Annotated in this window: 27 protein-coding genes and 2 pseudogenes; 2 read left to right on the plus strand and 27 right to left on the minus strand. The window is 64.1% G+C overall.

The window, feature by feature from the left end:
• Positions 1-135 precede the first annotated feature (135 nt).
• The 23 genes and pseudogenes from HX774_RS11650 to rpsJ all read right to left on the minus strand — a co-directional run bounded on the left by HX774_RS11650 (position 136) and on the right by rpsJ (position 11,879).
• Complete coding sequence (locus HX774_RS11650) at positions 136-696, minus strand: adenylate kinase (RefSeq protein WP_178826975.1); 561 nt, start codon at positions 694-696, stop codon at positions 136-138.
• Positions 697-720: 24 nt separating this feature from the next.
• Positions 721-2,100, minus strand: coding sequence for a preprotein translocase subunit SecY (gene secY, locus HX774_RS11655; protein WP_114818607.1), 1,380 nt, complete (start codon positions 2,098-2,100; stop codon positions 721-723).
• 279 nt (positions 2,101-2,379) lie between these two features.
• Positions 2,380-2,841 (minus strand): annotated as a pseudogene (gene rplO, locus HX774_RS11660) (50S ribosomal protein L15); the annotation flags it as partial.
• 166 nt (positions 2,842-3,007) lie between these two features.
• Positions 3,008-3,202, minus strand: a complete 195-nt coding sequence (rpmD, locus tag HX774_RS11665; RefSeq protein ID WP_114818609.1) for a 50S ribosomal protein L30 — start codon at positions 3,200-3,202, stop codon at positions 3,008-3,010.
• A gap of 5 nt (positions 3,203-3,207) precedes the next feature.
• Positions 3,208-3,813: a 30S ribosomal protein S5 gene (gene rpsE, locus HX774_RS11670; RefSeq protein WP_105563647.1), complete on the minus strand. Its 606-nt coding sequence runs from the start codon at positions 3,811-3,813 to the stop codon at positions 3,208-3,210.
• Between the two features lie 13 nt (positions 3,814-3,826).
• The gene (rplR, locus tag HX774_RS11675) at positions 3,827-4,183 is read right to left on the minus strand and encodes a 50S ribosomal protein L18 (protein WP_114818610.1); all 357 of its coding nucleotides are present in this window, start codon (positions 4,181-4,183) and stop codon (positions 3,827-3,829) included.
• A gap of 3 nt (positions 4,184-4,186) precedes the next feature.
• Positions 4,187-4,720 (minus strand): 50S ribosomal protein L6, encoded by a 534-nt coding sequence (gene rplF, locus HX774_RS11680; RefSeq protein WP_114818611.1) that lies wholly within the window; start codon positions 4,718-4,720, stop codon positions 4,187-4,189.
• A 1-nt stretch (position 4,721) separates the two neighbouring features.
• Entirely contained in the window at positions 4,722-5,120 is a 399-nt protein-coding gene (gene rpsH, locus HX774_RS11685) for a 30S ribosomal protein S8 (RefSeq protein ID WP_114818612.1), read from the minus strand.
• Positions 5,121-5,135: 15 nt separating this feature from the next.
• A complete protein-coding gene (rpsN, locus tag HX774_RS11690; protein WP_105563643.1) occupies positions 5,136-5,441 on the minus strand; it encodes a 30S ribosomal protein S14 in 306 nt (101 codons plus the stop codon).
• A 19-nt stretch (positions 5,442-5,460) separates the two neighbouring features.
• The gene (gene rplE / locus HX774_RS11695) at positions 5,461-6,021 is read right to left on the minus strand and encodes a 50S ribosomal protein L5 (RefSeq protein WP_114818613.1); all 561 of its coding nucleotides are present in this window, start codon (positions 6,019-6,021) and stop codon (positions 5,461-5,463) included.
• Positions 6,021-6,329, minus strand: a complete 309-nt coding sequence (gene rplX / locus HX774_RS11700; protein WP_114818614.1) for a 50S ribosomal protein L24 — start codon at positions 6,327-6,329, stop codon at positions 6,021-6,023. Before rplX ends, rplE begins: the two co-directional genes overlap by 1 nt.
• Before the next feature lies 1 nt (position 6,330).
• Positions 6,331-6,699: a 50S ribosomal protein L14 gene (gene rplN / locus HX774_RS11705; RefSeq protein WP_021698481.1), complete on the minus strand. Its 369-nt coding sequence runs from the start codon at positions 6,697-6,699 to the stop codon at positions 6,331-6,333.
• Between the two features lie 18 nt (positions 6,700-6,717).
• The gene (gene rpsQ, locus HX774_RS11710; RefSeq protein ID WP_105563640.1) at positions 6,718-6,960 is read right to left on the minus strand and encodes a 30S ribosomal protein S17; all 243 of its coding nucleotides are present in this window, start codon (positions 6,958-6,960) and stop codon (positions 6,718-6,720) included.
• 10 nt (positions 6,961-6,970) lie between these two features.
• Positions 6,971-7,168 carry a 50S ribosomal protein L29 gene (rpmC, locus tag HX774_RS11715; RefSeq protein WP_105563639.1) on the minus strand — a complete coding sequence of 66 codons (198 nt, stop codon included), beginning with the start codon at positions 7,166-7,168 and terminating at the stop codon, positions 6,971-6,973.
• Positions 7,165-7,605, minus strand: coding sequence for a 50S ribosomal protein L16 (rplP, locus tag HX774_RS11720; RefSeq protein WP_105563638.1), 441 nt, complete (start codon positions 7,603-7,605; stop codon positions 7,165-7,167). Before rplP ends, rpmC begins: the two co-directional genes overlap by 4 nt.
• A gap of 6 nt (positions 7,606-7,611) precedes the next feature.
• Positions 7,612-8,355 carry a 30S ribosomal protein S3 gene (gene rpsC / locus HX774_RS11725; RefSeq protein WP_114818615.1) on the minus strand — a complete coding sequence of 248 codons (744 nt, stop codon included), beginning with the start codon at positions 8,353-8,355 and terminating at the stop codon, positions 7,612-7,614.
• A complete protein-coding gene (gene rplV / locus HX774_RS11730) occupies positions 8,355-8,735 on the minus strand; it encodes a 50S ribosomal protein L22 (RefSeq protein ID WP_105563636.1) in 381 nt (126 codons plus the stop codon). The genes rpsC and rplV overlap by 1 nt, the downstream gene beginning before the upstream one ends.
• Positions 8,736-8,738: 3 nt before the next feature.
• Positions 8,739-9,017, minus strand: a complete 279-nt coding sequence (gene rpsS, locus HX774_RS11735; RefSeq protein WP_105563635.1) for a 30S ribosomal protein S19 — start codon at positions 9,015-9,017, stop codon at positions 8,739-8,741.
• A gap of 2 nt (positions 9,018-9,019) precedes the next feature.
• Positions 9,020-9,856, minus strand: a complete 837-nt coding sequence (gene rplB, locus HX774_RS11740) for a 50S ribosomal protein L2 (RefSeq protein WP_114818616.1) — start codon at positions 9,854-9,856, stop codon at positions 9,020-9,022.
• 4 nt (positions 9,857-9,860) lie between these two features.
• Positions 9,861-10,166: a 50S ribosomal protein L23 gene (locus tag HX774_RS11745; RefSeq protein ID WP_178826977.1), complete on the minus strand. Its 306-nt coding sequence runs from the start codon at positions 10,164-10,166 to the stop codon at positions 9,861-9,863.
• Complete coding sequence (gene rplD, locus HX774_RS11750; RefSeq protein ID WP_178826979.1) at positions 10,166-10,804, minus strand: 50S ribosomal protein L4; 639 nt, start codon at positions 10,802-10,804, stop codon at positions 10,166-10,168. The genes HX774_RS11745 and rplD overlap by 1 nt, the downstream gene beginning before the upstream one ends.
• On the minus strand, positions 10,804-11,550 hold the full coding sequence (rplC, locus tag HX774_RS11755) for a 50S ribosomal protein L3 (protein WP_114818618.1): 747 nt from the start codon (positions 11,548-11,550) through the stop codon (positions 10,804-10,806). Before rplC ends, rplD begins: the two co-directional genes overlap by 1 nt.
• 23 nt (positions 11,551-11,573) lie before the next feature.
• A complete protein-coding gene (gene rpsJ / locus HX774_RS11760) occupies positions 11,574-11,879 on the minus strand; it encodes a 30S ribosomal protein S10 (protein WP_105563630.1) in 306 nt (101 codons plus the stop codon).
• A gap of 586 nt (positions 11,880-12,465) precedes the next feature.
• Here rpsJ and HX774_RS11765 point away from each other — a divergent pair.
• Positions 12,466-13,224, plus strand: coding sequence for an outer membrane protein (locus tag HX774_RS11765; RefSeq protein WP_178826981.1), 759 nt, complete (start codon positions 12,466-12,468; stop codon positions 13,222-13,224).
• 154 nt (positions 13,225-13,378) lie between these two features.
• On the opposite strand, the gene HX774_RS11770 is transcribed toward HX774_RS11765, so the two are convergent.
• The 3 genes from HX774_RS11770 to HX774_RS11780 all read right to left on the minus strand — a co-directional run bounded on the left by HX774_RS11770 (position 13,379) and on the right by HX774_RS11780 (position 16,444).
• Positions 13,379-14,275, minus strand: a complete 897-nt coding sequence (locus tag HX774_RS11770) for a GIN domain-containing protein (RefSeq protein ID WP_178826983.1) — start codon at positions 14,273-14,275, stop codon at positions 13,379-13,381.
• A 103-nt stretch (positions 14,276-14,378) separates the two neighbouring features.
• Positions 14,379-15,287: a cupin-like domain-containing protein gene (locus tag HX774_RS11775; RefSeq protein ID WP_178826985.1), complete on the minus strand. Its 909-nt coding sequence runs from the start codon at positions 15,285-15,287 to the stop codon at positions 14,379-14,381.
• Between the two features lie 14 nt (positions 15,288-15,301).
• On the minus strand, positions 15,302-16,444 hold the full coding sequence (locus HX774_RS11780) for a GNAT family N-acetyltransferase (protein ID WP_178826987.1): 1,143 nt from the start codon (positions 16,442-16,444) through the stop codon (positions 15,302-15,304).
• 153 nt (positions 16,445-16,597) lie between these two features.
• On the opposite strand from HX774_RS11780, the gene HX774_RS11785 reads away from it, so the two are divergent.
• Positions 16,598-16,762, plus strand: coding sequence for a hypothetical protein (locus HX774_RS11785; protein WP_178826989.1), 165 nt, complete (start codon positions 16,598-16,600; stop codon positions 16,760-16,762).
• Positions 16,763-16,992: 230 nt separating this feature from the next.
• Here the strand turns inward: HX774_RS11785 and tuf are convergent.
• Positions 16,993-17,250: pseudogene (gene tuf, locus HX774_RS11790) on the minus strand (elongation factor Tu); the annotation flags it as partial.

A 17,250-nucleotide genomic window follows, 5' to 3' on the forward strand; every position in this document is an offset into this window, starting at 1 on the left:
CACCCCGACGCCCGCCGCCACGCCCGCCCTGACGAATTTGACGTTACGAGGCGACGATCGGCTGCTCATTTGCGTCCCTTGAAGCGGATACCCTGACGTCTAACGCCCGAACCTCCGCTTCAGATCAGGAACAGCCTAGGCCAGTGCGCCGTCGATGGCGGCGGCGACCGACGCGATGTCGCCCATGCCGTCGATCTCGGTCAGCTTGCCCTGGGCTTCATAGTAGGGAAGCAGCGGGGCGGTCTGGCGATTATAGACGGTCAGACGATCCTTGAAGGTTTCGGGATTGTCGTCTGCACGGCCCTGTTCGGCGAAGCGCTTGGCGATCCGGTCGGTCAGGGCCTGGTCGTCGACCTTGAGGCGGACGACGCGGTCGATCTGGGCGCCGCGCTTGGCCAGCATGGCGTCCAGAGCCTCGGCCTGGGCCACATTGCGCGGGAAGCCGTCGAAGATGGCGCCGCCGGCGGCCTCGGCCTCCGGCAGGCGGTCTTCGATCAGGGCGATGACGATCTCGTCGGTGACGAGGTCGCCGCGCGCCAGCACGTCCTTGACCTTGAGGCCCAGCTCCGAGCCGGAGGCGATCGCGGCGCGAAGCATGTCGCCGGTCGAGAGCTGGATCATGCCCCGCTCTTCAACCAGACGCTTGGCTTGCGTACCCTTGCCGGCCGCGGGCGGCCCGAACAGGATCAGATTCATCTTGCGGGCTCCCCTACCCGATTATCAGCGACGGGCGGGGGCGCTGCCGCCCCGACCGCCACGGCCACGCAACTTGGCCTTCTTGATCAGACCTTCGTACTGGTGCGCCAGCAGTTGGGACTGGATCTGGGCCACCGTGTCCATCGTCACCGACACGACGATCAGGATCGACGTACCGCCAAAGTAGAGGCTGTTGCCCATGCTGCTGACCAGGAACTCGGGCAGCAGGCAGACGGCGGTGATATAGGCGGCGCCGATCACCGTCAGGCGCGTCAGGACATAGTCCAGATACTCGGCCGTACGCTTGCCCGGACGGATGCCCGGCAGGAAGCCGCCGTACTTGCGCAGGTTCTCCGCCGTGTCCTCGGGGTTGAAGGTGATCGAGGTGTAGAAGAAGCAGAAGAAGACGATCAGGATCGCATACAGGATCATGAACAGCGGCTGGCCGTGCGTCAGCTGCGCCGTGACCAGCGGCAGCCAGCTCATCCACTCGGGCAGGTTGGCCTGGGCGGTAAAGGTGGCCACCGTTGTCGGCAGCATCAGCAGCGACGAGGCGAAGATGGCCGGAATGACGCCGGCGGTGTTGACCTTCAGCGGCAGGAAGGAGCGTTCGCCGCCCGTCATCCGGTTGCCTTCCTGGCGCTTCGGATACTGGATCAGAAGACGGCGCTGGGCGCGTTCCATGAAGACGATGAAGACGATGGTCGCCACAGCCAGGACGGCGATGAACAGCAGGGCGAAGACCGACATCTGACCCTGTTGGGCCAGGCCCAGCAGACGGGCCACGGTGGACGGCAGAACCGCCACGATGCCGGCGAAGATGATCAGCGAGATGCCGTTGCCGACGCCGCGCGCCGTCACCTGCTCACCCAGCCACATCAGGAACATGGTGCCGCCGGTCAGGGTCGTGACCGTCGAAATGATGAAGAAAATTCCAGGCTGGTCGATCAGACCGGCCTGTGCGTTCAGGCCTGCGGCGATGCCGAAGGACTGGGCCAGGGCCAGGAACACCGTCAGGTAACGGGTGTACTGGTTCAGCTGCTTGCGGCCGCTTTCGCCGCCTTCCTTCTTCAGCTTCTCCCAGGGCGGATACACCGCACCCATCAGCTGCACGATGATCGAGGCCGAGATGTACGGCATCACGTTCAACGCGAAGACGGCCATACGCTCGACCGCGCCGCCCGAGAACATGTTGAACATGTCCAGGATGCCGCGCTGGCCATCAGGGTTCTGGAAGAAGGCCAGGAAGGCCTCGGAATTAATGCCCGGAATCGGAACATAGGTGCCGATCCGATAGACCAGCAGCGCGCCCAGCGTGAACAGCAGGCGTTTGTGCAGCTCGGTCGCTTTCGCGAACGAGCCCATGTTCATATTGGCGGCGAGTTGTTCAGCGGCCGAAGCCATTAGGCGGTCCCCACGACTATGCCCGTCGTCAGATAGGCGGAAAGCGGCCGTCTTGCGAGGGCCGCTTTCATGAATTTCGTCATCCCGGTGCGGACAATCCCGGCGAACGCCGCATCAGCAGCGCTCGCACGGGATGACGATATCGATTTAGGCCTTGGCCGCGGCGCGCTTGGCGCGGGCCGAGATCTTGTTGGCGTCGCCCAGCGGGGTCTTGGCCGGCGGGACCTTGCCCTTGGCGGCTTCGCGCTTGGCGACGCGAGCAGCAGCCTTGGCTTCAGCGGCGATGCGCTGTTGCTCGACCGAACCGCCGGCGGCTTCGATGGCCTTGATGGCGCCGGCCGAGGCCGACCACACGACCAGGTTCAGCTTGGCCTTCAGTTCGCCTTCACCCAGGACGCGCACGCCGTCCTTGACGCGACGGATCACGCCGGCGGCCACCAGGGCGGCGCCGTTGATCTCAGCCTTGGCGTCCAGCTTGCCGGCGTCGATGGCGTCCTGCACGCGCCACAGGTTCACTTCGGCCAGCTTCAGAGCGTTGGCGTTGTTGAAGCCGCGCTTGGGCATACGCATGTACAGCGGCATTTGACCGCCTTCGAAGCCGCCGATGGCGACGCCCGAACGCGACTTCTGACCCTTGACGCCGCGACCGGCGGTCTTGCCCTTGCCCGAACCCGGGCCGCGGCCGACGCGCATACGCTTCTTGTGTGCGCCTTCGTTGTCGCGAATTTCGTTCAGTTTCATATGCCTGATCCTTTCGGGTGCTAGCGCCAGGTCGATCAGAGCGATCGCGCCTGACTCGGCGTTGGATAAATTGAAGGGCCGCTTCTAGGCGGCCCGACGCAGCATCGCAAGATGCTTCTTCAAAAGAGAAACGCCCTCCCCCGCGAACGAGGAAGGGCGCAACTGCTTATTTTTCGACCACTTCGACCATGTGGGCGACCTTGGCGATCATCCCACGGACCGAGGGGGTGTCCTCCAGCGTCGACTCACGGCCGATGCGGTTCAGACCCAGGCCCGACAGAGTGGCGCGCTGATCAGCCTTGCGGCGAATCGGGCTGGCCGTCTGGCGAACCGTGACGGTGGCTTTTTCGTTCTTCGCCATGTCTATCAGCCCTCGACTGCTTCAGGCGCCGAAGCGCCGTCGTTGCGGCGGCCCATCAGGTCAGCGACCTTCTTGCCACGCTTTGCAGCAACCTGACGCGGCGACGATTGAACCTTCAGAGCTTCGAAGGTCGCGCGGATCATGTTGTACGGGTTCGACGAGCCGGTCGACTTGCCGACGACGTCCTGGACGCCGAGGGTTTCGAGGACCGCACGCATCGGACCGCCGGCGATGACGCCCGTGCCGGGAGGGGCAGCGCGCATCATGATCTTGCCGGCGCCCCAACGGCCGTTGCCGTCGTGGTGCAGGGTGCGGTTCTCACGAAGAGGCACGCGGATCATGGTCTTCTTGGCTTCTTCAGTCGCCTTGCGGATGGCTTCCGGCACTTCACGCGCCTTGCCATGACCGAAGCCGACCCGGCCTTTGCCGTCGCCAACAACCATCAGGGCTGCGAACGAGAAACGACGTCCGCCCTTAACGGTGGCGGCGACGCGGTTGATGTGCACCAGCTTTTCGACGATGTCCGAATCCGGACCGTCGACAGCGGGAGCGTTACGGTCGCGGCGGTCGCGGTTCTGACCACCTTGTCCGCGTTGGGGTTCACGAGCCATGCTTCCCGATCCCTTAGAAGTTCAGGCCGGCTTCACGCGCGGCCTCCGCCAGCGCCTTGACGCGGCCGTGATAGATGTAGCCGCCGCGGTCGAAGACGACGTCCTTGACGCCCTTCTCGATGGCGCGTTCGGCGATCAGCTTGCCAATGGCGGCTGCAGCGGCGACGTTCGAACCCTTGGAACCCTTGCCGCCTTCCAGCGACGAGGCAGCGGCCACCGTGACGCCCTGGGCGTCGTCGATGATCTGAACCGAGATGTTCTTGTCCGAACGGAAGACCGACAGACGCAGACGACCGTTGGCGACAGCCTTGAGGCGACGACGGTTGCGTTCGGCGCGGCGCTTGGCTTGTTGTTGCAGAGAAAGAGCCATGACTTACTTCTTCTTGCCTTCCTTGCGCCGGACCTTCTCGCCCGAATAACGCACGCCCTTGCCCTTGTAGGGCTCCGGCGGACGCAGCTTGCGGATCACGGCGGCGATTTCGCCAACGACTTGCTTGTCAGAACCTTGGATCTTGATCTCGGTCTGCTTGGGCACGACGAAGGTGACGCCGGCCGGCGGCGCGATGTCGACTTCATGCGAGAAGCCGAGTTGCAGCGACAGCGATTGGCCCTTCAGGGCGGCGCGGTAACCCACGCCGACCAGTTCCAGGGTCTTTTCGAAGCCCTCGGTGACGCCGACAACCATGTTGTCGACCAGGGTGCGCGACAGACCCCACATCGCGCGAGCGCGAGGCGTGTCCATACGCGGCGCGAGGGTCAGACCCTCTTCGCCCTGGGTGACTTCGATTTCGTCGGCGACGGTCCAGGAGCTCTCGCCCTTGGGACCCTTCACGGAGACGGTCTGACCGTTGAGCGTGACAGTCACGCCCTTCGGCAGAGCAACGGTTTTCTTGCCAATACGGGACATATCAGTAGACCCTGCAGAGGACTTCGCCGCCGACGTTAGCGTCGCGGGCGTTGGCGTCAGACATGACGCCTTTCGAAGTCGAAAGGATCGAGATGCCGAGGCCGTTCTTGATCGGCTTCAGATCGTTGATGGCCGAGTAAACGCGGCGGCCAGGCTTCGACACGCGGGCGATCTCAGCGATCACCGGCTGGCCGTCGAAGTACTTCAGCTCGATCTCGAACTGCGGGAATTCGCCGGGGTTTTGAACCAGCGAATAGCCGCGGATGTAGCCTTCGTCCTGCAGCACGTCCAGGACGCGCTGGCGCAGACGCGAGGCCGGGGTCAGCACCTTGGAACGCTTGCGGGTCGCGGCGTTCTTGATGCGAGCGATCATGTCGCTCAGGGGATCGTTGATCATCATATCTGTTCGCTCCCCTTACCAGCTCGACTTGGTCAGGCCGGGGATCTGCCCCAGGTTGCCCAGTTCGCGCATGGCGATCCGGCTCATCTTCAGCTTGCGGTAGAAGGCCCGCGGACGGCCCGTCACTTCGCAGCGGTTGCGGATGCGCGACGGGGCCGAGTTGCGCGGCAGCTCAGCCAGCTTCAGACGAGCGTCGAAACGCTCTTCCAGCGGCAGGCTCTCGTCGTTGGCGGTCGCCTTGAGGGCAGCCCGCTTTGCGGCATACTTCGCAACCAGAGCCTTGACGGCTTCGTTACGGTTTACGGCGCTTTTCTTAGCCATTGTTCTCTTCCCTTCCCGCTCAGTTCTTCACGAACGGGAACTTGAACTCGGTGAGGAGAGCCTTGGCTTCCGCATCGGTCTTGGCCGTGGTGCAGACAACGATGTCCATGCCCCACATCTGGTCGATCTGGTCGTAGTTGATCTCCGGGAACACGATGTGCTCCTTCAGACCCGTGGCGTAGTTGCCGCGACCGTCGAACGAGGTACCCTTCAGGCCGCGGAAATCCTTCACGCGCGGCAGCGCGATCGTGATGAACCGGTCCAGGAACTCGTACATCTGGGCGCCGCGCAGCGTAACCTTGCCGCCGATGACCATGCCTTCACGCAGCTTGAAGCCGGCGATGGAGTTACGAGCCTTGGTCGGCACGGCCTTCTGGCCGGCGATGGCCGTCAGATCCTTGAGGGCCGTGTTGGCCTTCTTGGAGTCAGCGACAGCTTCACCGATACCCATGTTCAGGACGATCTTGTCCAGCTTGGGGACCTGCATCTCGTTGGTGTAACCGAACTGCTCTTTCAGGACGGCGCGGATGCGGTCCTGATATTCGGTCTTGAGACGCGGCGTGTACTTGGTGTCAGCCATTAGATGACGTCTCCCGTGGTCTTGGCGAAGCGAACCTTGGCGTCGCCTTCGACCTTGAAGCCGACGCGGGTCGCCTTGCCGTTGGCGTCGGCGACAGCGACGTTCGACAGGTGAAGCGAGGCTTCTTTGTGCTTGATGCCGCCTTGCGGGTCAGCCTGGCTCGGGCGCGTGTGGCGCTGAACCATGTTGACGCCTTGCACGACGACGCGGTTTTCGGTCGGCAGAACCTTCAGCACCTGGCCGGTGCGTCCCTTGTCCTTGCCGGCCAGGACGACGACTTTGTCGCCCTTCTTGATCTTGGCGGCCATATTACAGGACCTCCGGAGCCAGCGAGATGATCTTCATGTGGTTCTTGGCGCGCAGTTCACGAGGAACAGGGCCAAAGATCCGCGTGCCGACCGGCTCGTTTTGCTTGTTGACGATGACGGCGGCCGACTTGTCAAAACGAATGACCGAGCCGTCCTTGCGCTGGATGTCCTTGGCGGTGCGCACGACGATAGCGCGAACAACGTCGCCCTTCTTCACGCGGCCGCGAGGAATAGCTTCCTTCACCGAGGCGACAATAGTGTCGCCCACCGAGGCGTAGCGGCGCTTGGAGCCGCCCAACACCTTGATGCACATGACCCGGCGAGCGCCCGAATTATCGGCGACCTCCAGGTTAGTTTGCATCTGGATCATAGGATCCGATCCTTTTCTTTAGGAAGCCGAGGCGGGGGAAACGACTTCCCAACGCTTCAGCTTGGACTTGGGGGCGCACTCGACGATGCGTGCGACGTCGCCGACTTTGAGAGCATTGCCCTCATCGTGAGCGTGGTACTTTTTGGACAGACGGACGATCTTTTTCAGGACCGGGTGCAGCAGGGTGCGCTCGACCTTCACAACGACCGTCTTGTCGCCCTTGTCGGACACGACCACGCCTTCAAGAATACGTTTGGGCATAGGTGTTTCCTTAAACCGCTGCGCGCTTCTCACGCAGAAGCGTGGAGATGCGAGCGATATCTTTGCGGACTTCACCAACGCGGTGAGTCTTTTCCATCTGACCGGTAGCGGCCTGGAAGCGCAGGTTGAACTGTTCCTTCTTGAGCTTCAGCAGCTCGTCGGCCAGTTGGTCGGGGGTTTGACCCCGAAGATCGGCGATCTTGGTCATGCCGCTTCCTCAAGATGAGCGATGCCGGCGTCAAGGCGGGTGACCACCTTGGTGCGGACCGGCAGCTTGGCCGCGCCGAGGCGCAGGGCTTCGCGAGCCACATCGTCCGGCACGCCGTCGATTTCGAACAGGATGCGGCCCGGGTGGCAGCGTGCGGCCCAATGGTCCACGGCGCCCTTGCCCTTACCCATCCGGACTTCAGCCGGCTTGCCCGTGACGGGCAGATCCGGGAAGACCCGGATCCAGACGCGGCCCTGACGCTTCATCTGACGCGTGATCGCGCGGCGAGCCGCTTCGATCTGGCGCGCGGTGATGCGCTCGGGTTCCACCGTCTTCAGGCCGTAGGAGCCGAAGTTCAGCGAGAAACCACCCTTGGCCGAGCCATGGATGCGGCCCTTGAAGGCCTTGCGGTACTTGGTCTTTTTAGGTTGCAACATGACCTATCAGCCCTCACGACCACGGCGCGGACCGCGGTCACCGCGGGGGCCGCCACGGCCTTCGTTGGACGACGGACCCGAGGCTTCCAGGGCCCAACGCTTGTCCTGAGCCATGGGATCGTGCTCGAGCACTTCACCCTTGAAGACCCAGACCTTCACGCCAATGATGCCGTAGGTCGTCTTGGCTTCATAGAAGCCATAGTCGATGTCGGCGCGCAGGGTGTGAAGCGGCACGCGACCTTCGCGGTACCATTCCATACGAGCGATTTCTGCACCGCCCAGACGACCGGCGACGTTGATCCGAACGCCCTTGGCGCCCAGGCGCATCGCCGACTGCATCGAACGCTTCATGGCGCGACGGAACGCGATACGGCGCTCCAGCTGTTGCGCGATGTTTTCAGCGATCAGCTGCGCGTCGGTTTCCGGCTTGCGGACTTCGACGATATTCAGGTGAACTTCGCCTTCGGTGCGCGCCGAGATGTCCTTACGGAGCTTCTCGATGTCAGCGCCCTTCTTGCCGATCACGACGCCCGGACGGGCGGCATAGATCGTCACGCGGCACTTCTTGTGCGGACGCTCGATGATGATGCGCGAGACGCCGGCGGCGAGCAGGCGTTCCTTCAGCCACGTGCGCAGCTTCAGGTCCTGGTGCAGCAGGCGGGCGTAGTCGGCGCCGCCGGCGAACCAGCGGCTGTCCCACGTGCGGTTTACGCCGAGGCGCAGACCGACCGGATTGATTTTCTGTCCCATCAGGCGGCCTCGCCGGCTTCACGGACCACGATCGTGATCTCGCTGAACGGTTTCAGGATGCGCGAAGAGCGACCACGAGCGCGGCTCGCGAAGCGCTTCATCACCAGGTTCTTGCCCACGAAGGCCTCGGCGACGACCAGGTTGTCGATGTCGAGGTTGTGGTTGTTTTCGGCGTTCGAAACGGCCGAATACAGAACCTTGCGGACGTCGGTGGCGATGCGCTTGCGGCTGAATTCAAGCTCGTTCAGCGCCTTCTGAACCGGCAGACCGCGGATCGAAGCGGCGACCAGGTTCAGCTTTTGAGGGCTGATGCGAACGTTGACCAGCTTGGCGCGAGCCTCGGTGGCGCCGACGCGGCGGGGGTTGTTGGACTTGGCCATCAGTTACTTCCTTTTGGCCTTCTTGTCCGCCGCGTGACCCGGGAACGACCGGGTCGGGGCGAACTCGCCAAACTTCATGCCGACCATGTCTTCGTTGACCATCACCGGCACGTGCTTTTGGCCGTTGTGGACGCCGAAGGTCAGACCGACAAACTGCGGCAGGATGGTGGAACGACGCGACCAGGTCTTGATCACATCCTTGCGGCCCGACGTTTGAACGGCGTCGGCCTTCTTGAGCAGATACCCGTCGACAAACGGGCCTTTCCAGGAGGAGCGGGCCATTCTTAGCGAGCCTTCTTAACGTGACGGGTACGGATGATGTACTTGTCCGTAGCCTTGTTCTTGCGGGTGCGGGTGCCCTTGGTGTCCTTGCCCCACGGCGTAACCGGGGTACGACCACCAGAGGTCCGGCCTTCACCACCACCATGCGGGTGGTCGATCGGGTTCATGGCGACGCCGCGAACGTGCGGACGCCAGCCCATGTGACGAACGCGACCGGCCTTGCCGAGGTTCTGGTTCATGTGGTCGGGGTTCGAAACCGCGCCCACCGTGGCCATGCAGCCGTCCAGAACCATGCGCAGCTCGCCCGAGCCGAGGCGGATCTGGGCGTAGCCCTGATCGCGGCCGACCAGCTGAGCATAGGCGCCGGCCGAACGGGCCAGCTGAGCGCCCTTGCCCGGCTTCATTTCGATGTTGTGGATGATCGTACCCACCGGCATCGAACGAAGCGGCATAGCGTTGCCCGGCTTCACGTCGGTCTTTTCGCCCGAGATCACCGTGTCGCCGGCCTTAAGGCGTTGCGGCGCGATGATGTAGGTCTTCTCGCCGTCGGCGTAGGTCACCAGAGCGATGAAGGCCGTGCGGTTCGGGTCATATTCCAGACGCTCGACCGTACCGATGGCGTCGAACTTGCGACGCTTGAAGTCGATCTTGCGGTACAGGGTCTTCGCGCCGCCGCCGCGGAAGCGAACAGCGATACGACCACCTGCGCCACGACCGCCGGACTTCGTCAGGCCTTCGGTCAGCGACTTCTCGGGACGGCCCTTGTGGAGCTCGGACCGGTCGACCAGCACCAGGGCGCGGCGGCCCGGCGACGTCGGATTGTAATGCTTCAGAGCCATCTGATTAGAGCCCCGTCGTCACGTCGATCGACTGACCATCGGCCAGCGTCACGATTGCTTTTTTGATGTCCACGCGACGGCCCAGGATGCCCCGGAAGCGCTTGGTCTTGCCCTTTTGAACCAGGGTGTTGACCTTGAGGACGTTGACTTTGAACAGGCTTTCGACCGCAGCAGCGATCTCGTCCTTGGTCGCCGTGCCGGCGACGCGGAACACAACCTTGTTCTGCTCCGACAGGATCGTGGCTTTTTCCGCGATGATCGGAGCCAGGATGGTGTCGTAGTGTTTGGCGGTGGGTTGAGCGGCGGCCATTATGCGGCTTCCTTCTCAGCGAAGCGCGCCTCGATCGCCTCAACGGCGGCCTTGGTCAGCACCAGTTTGTCAGCCCGAAGGATGTCATAGACGTTCAGGCCGGCGTTCGGCAGCACGTCGATGTTCGGGATGTTGCGAGCGGCCAGGCCGAAGTTGGTTTCGACTTCCGGTCCAGCGATGATCAGAGCCTTGGTCCAGCCGAGTTTGCCGAAGGTCTCGCGCAGCGAGGCCGTCTTGGCTTCCTTGACCGACACGCTGTCGACGACGATCAGATCGCCGGCCTTCAGCTTCGAGCTCAGCGCATGACGCAGAGCCAGGGCGCGGACCTTCTTGGGCAGCGAGTAGCCGTGGTCGCGAACGACCGGGCCAAAGGCGCGCGAACCGCCGACGAACTGCGGAGCACGGCGCGAACCGTGACGAGCGCCGCCGGTGCCCTTCTGCTTGTACATCTTCTTACCCGTACGAGAGTTCTCGTTGCGGGTCTGAACCTTGTGCGTACCAGCGCGGCGCTTGGCCAGTTGCCAGTTGACGTAACGGGCCAGCAGGTCGCCGCGGATGTCGGAGATGCCGAAGACGGCATCCGACAGTTCCACGTCGCCGGCAGCCTTGCCGTCGAGCTTGATGACAGAGAGTTTCATTACGCTTCACCGCCTTCGGTCGCTTCAACGGCCGGCGTTTCAGCCGGGGTCGAGGCGGGTTGAGCAGCCTTGGCCGACTTGACGGCGCCCGGGAAGGGAGCGTCAGCCGGGCGAGCCTTCTTAACGGCGTCGCGAACCTTGACGTAGCTGCCGTCGTGACCCGGGACAGCGCCCTTGATCAGGATCAGGCCACGCTCGGCGTCCACGCGGACGACGGTGAGGTTCTGCTGGGTGACGACTTCCTGACCGTAATGGCCAGCCATCTTCTTGCCCTTGAAGGTCTTGCCCGGATCTTGGCGTTGGCCGGTCGAACCGTGCGAACGGTGAGACACCGACACGCCGTGCGAGGCGCGAAGACCGCCGAAGTTCCAGCGCTTCATGGCGCCGGCGAAGCCCTTACCGATGGTCTCGCCCTGGATGTCGACCTTTTGACCCACCAGGAAGTGTTCGGCCGACAGTTCGGCGCCCACGTCCAGCAGACCTTCCGCGTCAACGCGGAATTCGGTCACATAGTGCTTAGGTTCAACCTCGGCCTTGGCGAAAACTTCGCGCTGAGCCTTGTTGGTGTTTTTTGCCTTCTTGGTTCCGGCGCCCAGTTGCAGGGCGACGTAGCCGTCCCGCTCTTGAGTGCGCTGACCCACGACCTGACAGCCATCAAGCTGCAGAACCGTGACCGGAATATGTGCGCCGTCTTCAGCGAAGACGCGCGTCATTCCCAGTTTCTTGGCGATCACGCCCGTACGCATGTCGGATCCCGCCTCTTTCTTTCTTAAATCTTGATCTCGACGTCCACGCCAGCGGACAGGTCGAGCTTCATGAGCGCGTCCACGGTCTGCGGGGTGGGGTCGATGATGTCGAGCACGCGTTTGTGCGTGCGGATTTCAAACTGCTCGCGCGACTTCTTATCGACGTGCGGCGAGCGGTTCACGGTGAACTTTTCGATCAGGGTCGGCAGCGGGATCGGACCACGAACGGTCGCCCCGGTGCGCTTGGCGGTATTGACGATCTCGCGCGTCGAAAAGTCGAGGACGCGATGATCGAAGGCCTTGAGCCTGATGCGGATGCTTTGATCCATATCGGTTGTTATTCCCAAGCGGTCGGAACCGCGTCCCTGTGAACCATTTCAAAGACCGAAGCCTCGGGCAGAGCCCCAAGGAACGCAAATCCGCAAAAACGATTGGCCCACGCAGATACCCGCGAAGGCCATTGAAGTCCCAAGAATGCTGCAAAGAACAGTAACTTAGGTCGTCCCTGCGAACCGCGTCTGCACCCGAAAGTGCACAGCCGGTCCAACAAGAAGCGTGCTTATGCCCGCCGATTCCATTTTCGTCAAGCGCGGAAACCGAGACGTGGCGGGCGTTTGCGACTCATCGCCTTCGCTCCGCCTGGCCACTCTATATAGGCGCTCAGGCGCGTCGGATCGAACGCGCGCCTTAACGCCTGGGGCCAAAGCTTGGCCACATGACCGCCGCGTTAAGGGTCTGCCGCATTCCTGCGCCAGGTGGTGACGCAAACATGCCGCAATGCGTCACACTTAGGCAACATCGGTCCCAAACCGCTGAAACATGACAAGTTCGTTACAGCAAAGCGACGAAACGGGGCCTATCTGGCCGTCTCCGCTGTGGTGCGAACCCGGCGGTACGACAAAAAGGATAATCATAATGAAAACCGTCTTCCTCGCCTCCGTCGCCGCCGCGACCCTGATCGCCGCTCCGGCCTTCGCTCAAGACGCTGTCGGCTCGGTCGGCGTCGCCTATAACTACGCCGACATCGAAGGCACGGACATCAACCGCGGCGTCATCGACGGCGTCGTCGCTTCGCCCGTCTTCGGCGACTGGACCGTGACCTTCAACGCTGAAGGCGCTTACACCGACATCGACGGCCAAGGCGACGAAACCACCCTGGCCGGCGCCGTGCACCTGTCGAAGAAGATCGAAGACATGCGCTTCGGCGGCTTCGTCGGCGCTTCGGAATTCGGAAACACCACCATGACCAACTTCGGTCTGGAAGGTCAGAAGTACCTGGACCGCGCCACCCTGACCGGCGTCGTCGAGTACGGCACGGCTGCTGACGCCGACATGTGGACCGTGGCCGGCGACGCAGCCTTCTACGCCACCTCGCAACTGCGCCTGAACGTTGGCGCGGCCTATTCGAGCGTTGACGCTGACAGCTTCTTCATCGGCGCTGACGACATCGAAGCCTGGTCGGCTGGCGTGGGCGCTGAGTACCAGTTCGCCAACTCGCCCTACTCGGTGTTTGGCGGCTACGACTACGTCAAGTCGTCGGACCTGGACGTCGACGCCAACGTGTTCAAGATCGGCATGCGCTACAGCTTCGGCGGCGGTCTGCAAGCCCGCGACCAAGCCGGCGCCAACCTGAGCCGCAGCTACAACGCTGTCTCGGCTCTGCTGGGCAACTAAGGCCTTGGCAGCCCTTAGCGGCTGAGATGATAGAGCCCCGGCGGAGCCATCCGCCGGGGCTTTTTCCTGTCTGCTGTTCCACTGTGGTCCAGGCGTGAAAAAGGCCCGGGGGGTTCCACGCTCCCGGGCCTTCTCTCGTGGCGAGGCTGTCGGATCAGCGTCCGATATGCACCTCGCCCGAACCCACGACCGAGCGCGACACCGGCCCCGTCACCTCGGCGACGCGCACATCGCCCGATCCGGCGATAGAGGCTTCAAGACTGGCCGCCGTGCCGTCAAAGCTGACATTGCCCGACCCGGCCACCGCGACTTCCAGCGAGGTTGCGCGACCGCCCCGGATCGACACATCCCCGGAGCCGCCGATCGACACATCAGCCGGCCCGTTCACACTGGCCACGACGATGCTGCCCGAGCCGCCGACATTGGCTTCCAGATCGCCGGTCGCCCCGGCGAAGATCGAACCCGATCCGCCGACCGAGGCCTCAAGCGAGCGCGACGTCCCGGCCCTCACCGTCCCCGACCCGCCGAGGCCGATTTCCAGCCGCCCATCGACATTGGCCACGGTCCAGGCGCCGCAGCCCCCGGCGCCCAGTTCCACCGACCGCGCGCCGCGTCCGACCGCGCCATAGACGCCGCTGCCCGAGTTGACATCCACCGCGCGCGGCGTGCGCAGCACCACCAGCGGCGCGTCCTCCAGACGAATGCGGCCCTTTCCGCGCAGCTCGACCGTCGCCCCGTCTCCCGGTTGACGACCATTGGCAGGGCCGTTGTTGCAGCTGCGGATGCTGTCATTGCTGAGCTGCATGACGCTGCGGCGGCGGCCCAGACCGCCGTCGATGCGCACCTTGTCTCCGCGACGCTCGACCGTCAGCTGCGGCAGATCGGCCGACCCCGGCGTGATCTCGACGGCGATGTCGGTGCGGTCCTCGGGAATGACGATGACGCGGGCGACCGCATTGCGGAGCTCGGCTTCCTGGGCCGCAGCGGGCTGGGCGGCGGCGAATGCGGCCAGAACGGCGGCTGAGGCGGCGGCGTAAACGGCGATCTTCATGGCGGTGGCCCTCTCCTGATGTGGGATCAAGGTGGCCGCCGCCGCGCTCAAGTCATTTTAAATCGAGGTCATGAAGTCGTTGTAAGAAAGCGCCTTCCCCAGCTCAGGCTTTCAGCGCCCCCGCCCCGTCGGTCACGCCGACCTCAGGTTCGAACTGGCGTTCAAAATGCGCGATCCTGTTCTTCAGGGCGCCCATGCGCTTCAGGCCCAGGGACGCCGCCCAGCGCAACGCCAGCTCGCCCTGCCCCATCGTGTCGGTCGGCCGCGGCGCCCCGCCCCGGCTCCGCAGCACGGCGTTGGTGTAGAGGGCCCCGTTGCGCAGCCGCGACGGCCAGGTCTGAAAGTCCATCGACAGGGAGACGCAGAACCGATCCAGATTCTCCACCCGGTGCGGCGCATACAGCGGCCAGGTCAGGGCCTGGCCTGGCTCCAGATCGATGATCTGGGCGTCGCCCTCGAACGCCAGCCTGTAGGGCAGTTCCTCGGTCGTCTGCCGCGAGACCACCTGCTCCATGTCGCGTTCCGCCAGGTGCGCCTCGTCGCCCGGATAGACGAAGATCCGCTTGCGCCCGCGCAGGTGGAACAGCACCACCCCCGCCGCGTCAAAGTGATAGGGCACCCGCGCCTTGGGCGACGACAGGATCAACTGCCCGCCGTTCTTGACCGCCTTCAGCCCCGGATAGGCGGCCTCCACCTGACGGAACTCGGCCATCGCCGCCTCCCACAGTTCGGGCCAGCCCGTCTCGACGTTGCGCAGATTGACCCACAGCCGTCCCTGCTGGATCGCCTCCAGCAACTGACCTCCGTCCAGACGCCCGCGCGCCCCGGTGCGCAGCGAAACCTGCCCCTCGTCGTCGTAGTCGTACAGGTTGATGTCGAACAGCTCCGCCGGATAGCGGTCCAGCAGCCCCGCCAGGGCCGCGTCCTCGGCGAAGCCCTGGGTGATCAGGCTGTGCGGGTGGACCCCCGCCCTCGCGATCGGGCCGGGATAGCGCGTGCCACGCTCGGACATGGACATCTCCTTCATTACGACGCCGCCGTCGCGCGGCTGGCGGCCTTGGACAGGGCCGCGCGCGCGGCCAGCGCCGCCCCCTTCAACCGCCCGGCCCGACTGGTTTCACAGGCCTCGATGACGTTCCAGCGCCGCCGAACGCTATCGGTCAGCCCCCGCCCGCCGGCCAGGCTCAACACCGAAGCCCCGGCCCCGCCCAGCACCGCCGATAGGCCCGGCTTCAGGATGACCGCCTCGGCCACGGGCTGAACCCGATCGCAGAAGTAGCGCTTGTAGGCCTCGCCGCCGAAACCGTAGTCGAAGTCGCGATAGCCGAGCTCCGAGCCCAGACGGATCGTCTCCATGCTCAGCATGATGCCCGGCGAGCACCGCGCCAGCGCCGGGACATAGACCGGGAACCAGAAATGGAACCTCTGACCGGCGTGCAGGGAATATTCAATCGCGGCGATGTTTCCGCCCGCCCGAAGCACGGCCAACGAGGCGCCGAAATCGGCCTGCTCGTGCGCCATCAGGGCGTGAAGCAGCTCCCGCGTCCAGCCGCAGGCGAAGACGTCGTGTCGGCCTGTGCGCTGATACTGATCCCGCTTGCGTTCGATCAGGTCATCCAGAAGGGCGTGGTCGCGCAGGCCGATCTGCACCTCGACCGGGCCGAACTCGGCGGCCATGCTGCGACGCGCCCGCTCCTTGTCCTTGAAGTATTTGCTGAAGGCCTGTCGGCGCGCGGCGTACCAGGCGTCATAGCCGCCTTCATCCGGGATCGTGGTGCGGAAACTCTCGCTGATCGACGCCCCGGTCGCCTCCCCCACCCAGCCGTTGACGCTGAACCGCGGCCCGTCCAGCAGACGTGCGGTCTCCGCCAGCGACGGACGAACCGCCCTCGGACCGATCACGCCATGATAGTCATTCATCGGCGCCGCGATCGGCAGGATCGTCCCGCCGCGCTTCTGGTGCGGGAAATAGCCTACGACCGCCCCGTCACGATGGAAGACAGCCAGCGCGCAGTCCGGGCTGATCCGCCCGGCGATCTGAGAGAACTCGACGCGAAAATAGGGGCTGGCCAGGTCAGGATCGGCGGCGGCCCAGGCATTCCACTGCGCGCACTCTGCGGCCGTCAGACTTTCCAGGCTGCGGATTTCGACAGTCAAAACGCCAGGCATGAGCCTCCCCTTCCAGCCGAACAGCCAGCAAGTTCCATTCCGCTTCCCGAGTCTAGATCAGGCCCGTTTAGACAGGGTTTAAAGCCCATGCGCTCATGCTGGCGGACCCTGGCGCCGTTCCGGGCGTTCTCCTGTCTCAACAAGGGAAACGCCATGCCTGACCCCCGCCCCGATGATCGCGAGATCGAAAACGAAAACCAGAAGCCGGATCGTCCCGGCCAGCCGCCGCGCCCCGCCACCGAACCTGACGGCGCCAAGGGGTCCAGCAACTCCGGTCAGACCGAAACGGACCCCGCCACCGGCCGGCCGAACCCCTAGACCCTGACCCGCCCGGCGCGACGCCGAGCCCGAACGGCAAAACGGCCCCCGGAGCGATCCGGGGGCCGCATCATTGTTAGCCTACCTACCGCCCCTTCGGGCTGCTTGAGGTCGAATGCAGAAACGGCCCCCGGATCGCTCCGGGGGCCGCTCTGTTACGCTTTACTGCGGCGGCTCCGAGGAGCGGCCGGTACGCTTACTGTTCGGGTCCGAAGACCCGGATCAATCGCTTAGGCGACGATCTTGGACACCACGCCGGCGCCGACGGTGCGGCCGCCTTCACGGATGGCGAAGCGCAGCTTCTCTTCCATCGCGATCGGGGTGATCAGTTCGACGTCCAGCTCGGCGTTGTCGCCGGGCATGATCATCTCGACGCCTTCCTTCAGGTGCACGATGCCGGTCACGTCGGTCGTACGGAAGTAGAACTGCGGGCGGTAGTTCGTGAAGAACGGCGTGTGACGGCCGCCCTCTTCCTTGGTCAGGATGTA

The organism is Brevundimonas sp. P7753 (assembly GCF_013386595.1).
Lineage (GTDB): Bacteria > Pseudomonadota > Alphaproteobacteria > Caulobacterales > Caulobacteraceae > Brevundimonas > Brevundimonas bullata.

Excerpts from the sequence above, each read along its gene's own strand:
- HX774_RS11775 (WP_178826985.1), bottom strand. The coding sequence starts at position 15,287 with ATGTCCGAGCGTGGCACGCGCTATCCCGGCCCGATCGCGAGGGCGGGG.
- rpsS (WP_105563635.1), bottom strand. The coding sequence starts at position 9,017 with ATGGCCCGCTCCTCCTGGAAAGGCCCGTTTGTCGACGGGTATCTGCTC.
- rplR (WP_114818610.1), bottom strand. The coding sequence starts at position 4,183 with ATGGCTCTTTCTCTGCAACAACAAGCCAAGCGCCGCGCCGAACGCAAC.
- rplF (WP_114818611.1), bottom strand. The coding sequence starts at position 4,720 with ATGTCCCGTATTGGCAAGAAAACCGTTGCTCTGCCGAAGGGCGTGACT.
- rplB (WP_114818616.1), bottom strand. The coding sequence starts at position 9,856 with ATGGCTCTGAAGCATTACAATCCGACGTCGCCGGGCCGCCGCGCCCTG.
- rpsQ (WP_105563640.1), bottom strand. The coding sequence starts at position 6,960 with ATGCCCAAACGTATTCTTGAAGGCGTGGTCGTGTCCGACAAGGGCGAC.
- rpmD (WP_114818609.1), bottom strand. The coding sequence starts at position 3,202 with ATGGCGAAGAACGAAAAAGCCACCGTCACGGTTCGCCAGACGGCCAGC.
- rpsE (WP_105563647.1), bottom strand. The coding sequence starts at position 3,813 with ATGGCTCGTGAACCCCAACGCGGACAAGGTGGTCAGAACCGCGACCGC.
- rplV (WP_105563636.1), bottom strand. The coding sequence starts at position 8,735 with ATGGCCAAGTCCAACAACCCCCGCCGCGTCGGCGCCACCGAGGCTCGC.
- rpsC (WP_114818615.1), bottom strand. The coding sequence starts at position 8,355 with ATGGGACAGAAAATCAATCCGGTCGGTCTGCGCCTCGGCGTAAACCGC.
- rplX (WP_114818614.1), bottom strand. The coding sequence starts at position 6,329 with ATGGCCGCCAAGATCAAGAAGGGCGACAAAGTCGTCGTCCTGGCCGGC.
- HX774_RS11765 (WP_178826981.1), top strand. The coding sequence starts at position 12,466 with ATGAAAACCGTCTTCCTCGCCTCCGTCGCCGCCGCGACCCTGATCGCC.
- HX774_RS11780 (WP_178826987.1), bottom strand. The coding sequence starts at position 16,444 with ATGCCTGGCGTTTTGACTGTCGAAATCCGCAGCCTGGAAAGTCTGACG.
- HX774_RS11650 (WP_178826975.1), bottom strand. The coding sequence starts at position 696 with ATGAATCTGATCCTGTTCGGGCCGCCCGCGGCCGGCAAGGGTACGCAA.
- rplE (WP_114818613.1), bottom strand. The coding sequence starts at position 6,021 with ATGGCTGACACCAAGTACACGCCGCGTCTCAAGACCGAATATCAGGAC.
- rplD (WP_178826979.1), bottom strand. The coding sequence starts at position 10,804 with ATGAAACTCTCTGTCATCAAGCTCGACGGCAAGGCTGCCGGCGACGTG.
- rpsJ (WP_105563630.1), bottom strand. The coding sequence starts at position 11,879 with ATGGATCAAAGCATCCGCATCAGGCTCAAGGCCTTCGATCATCGCGTC.
- rpsN (WP_105563643.1), bottom strand. The coding sequence starts at position 5,441 with ATGGCTAAGAAAAGCGCCGTAAACCGTAACGAAGCCGTCAAGGCTCTG.
- rpmC (WP_105563639.1), bottom strand. The coding sequence starts at position 7,168 with ATGACCAAGATCGCCGATCTTCGGGGTCAAACCCCCGACCAACTGGCC.
- HX774_RS11785 (WP_178826989.1), top strand. The coding sequence starts at position 16,598 with ATGCCTGACCCCCGCCCCGATGATCGCGAGATCGAAAACGAAAACCAG.
- rpsH (WP_114818612.1), bottom strand. The coding sequence starts at position 5,120 with ATGATGATCAACGATCCCCTGAGCGACATGATCGCTCGCATCAAGAAC.
- rplN (WP_021698481.1), bottom strand. The coding sequence starts at position 6,699 with ATGATCCAGATGCAAACTAACCTGGAGGTCGCCGATAATTCGGGCGCT.
- rplP (WP_105563638.1), bottom strand. The coding sequence starts at position 7,605 with ATGTTGCAACCTAAAAAGACCAAGTACCGCAAGGCCTTCAAGGGCCGC.
- HX774_RS11770 (WP_178826983.1), bottom strand. The coding sequence starts at position 14,275 with ATGAAGATCGCCGTTTACGCCGCCGCCTCAGCCGCCGTTCTGGCCGCA.
- rplC (WP_114818618.1), bottom strand. The coding sequence starts at position 11,550 with ATGCGTACGGGCGTGATCGCCAAGAAACTGGGAATGACGCGCGTCTTC.
- secY (WP_114818607.1), bottom strand. The coding sequence starts at position 2,100 with ATGGCTTCGGCCGCTGAACAACTCGCCGCCAATATGAACATGGGCTCG.
- HX774_RS11745 (WP_178826977.1), bottom strand. The coding sequence starts at position 10,166 with ATGGCCGCCGCTCAACCCACCGCCAAACACTACGACACCATCCTGGCT.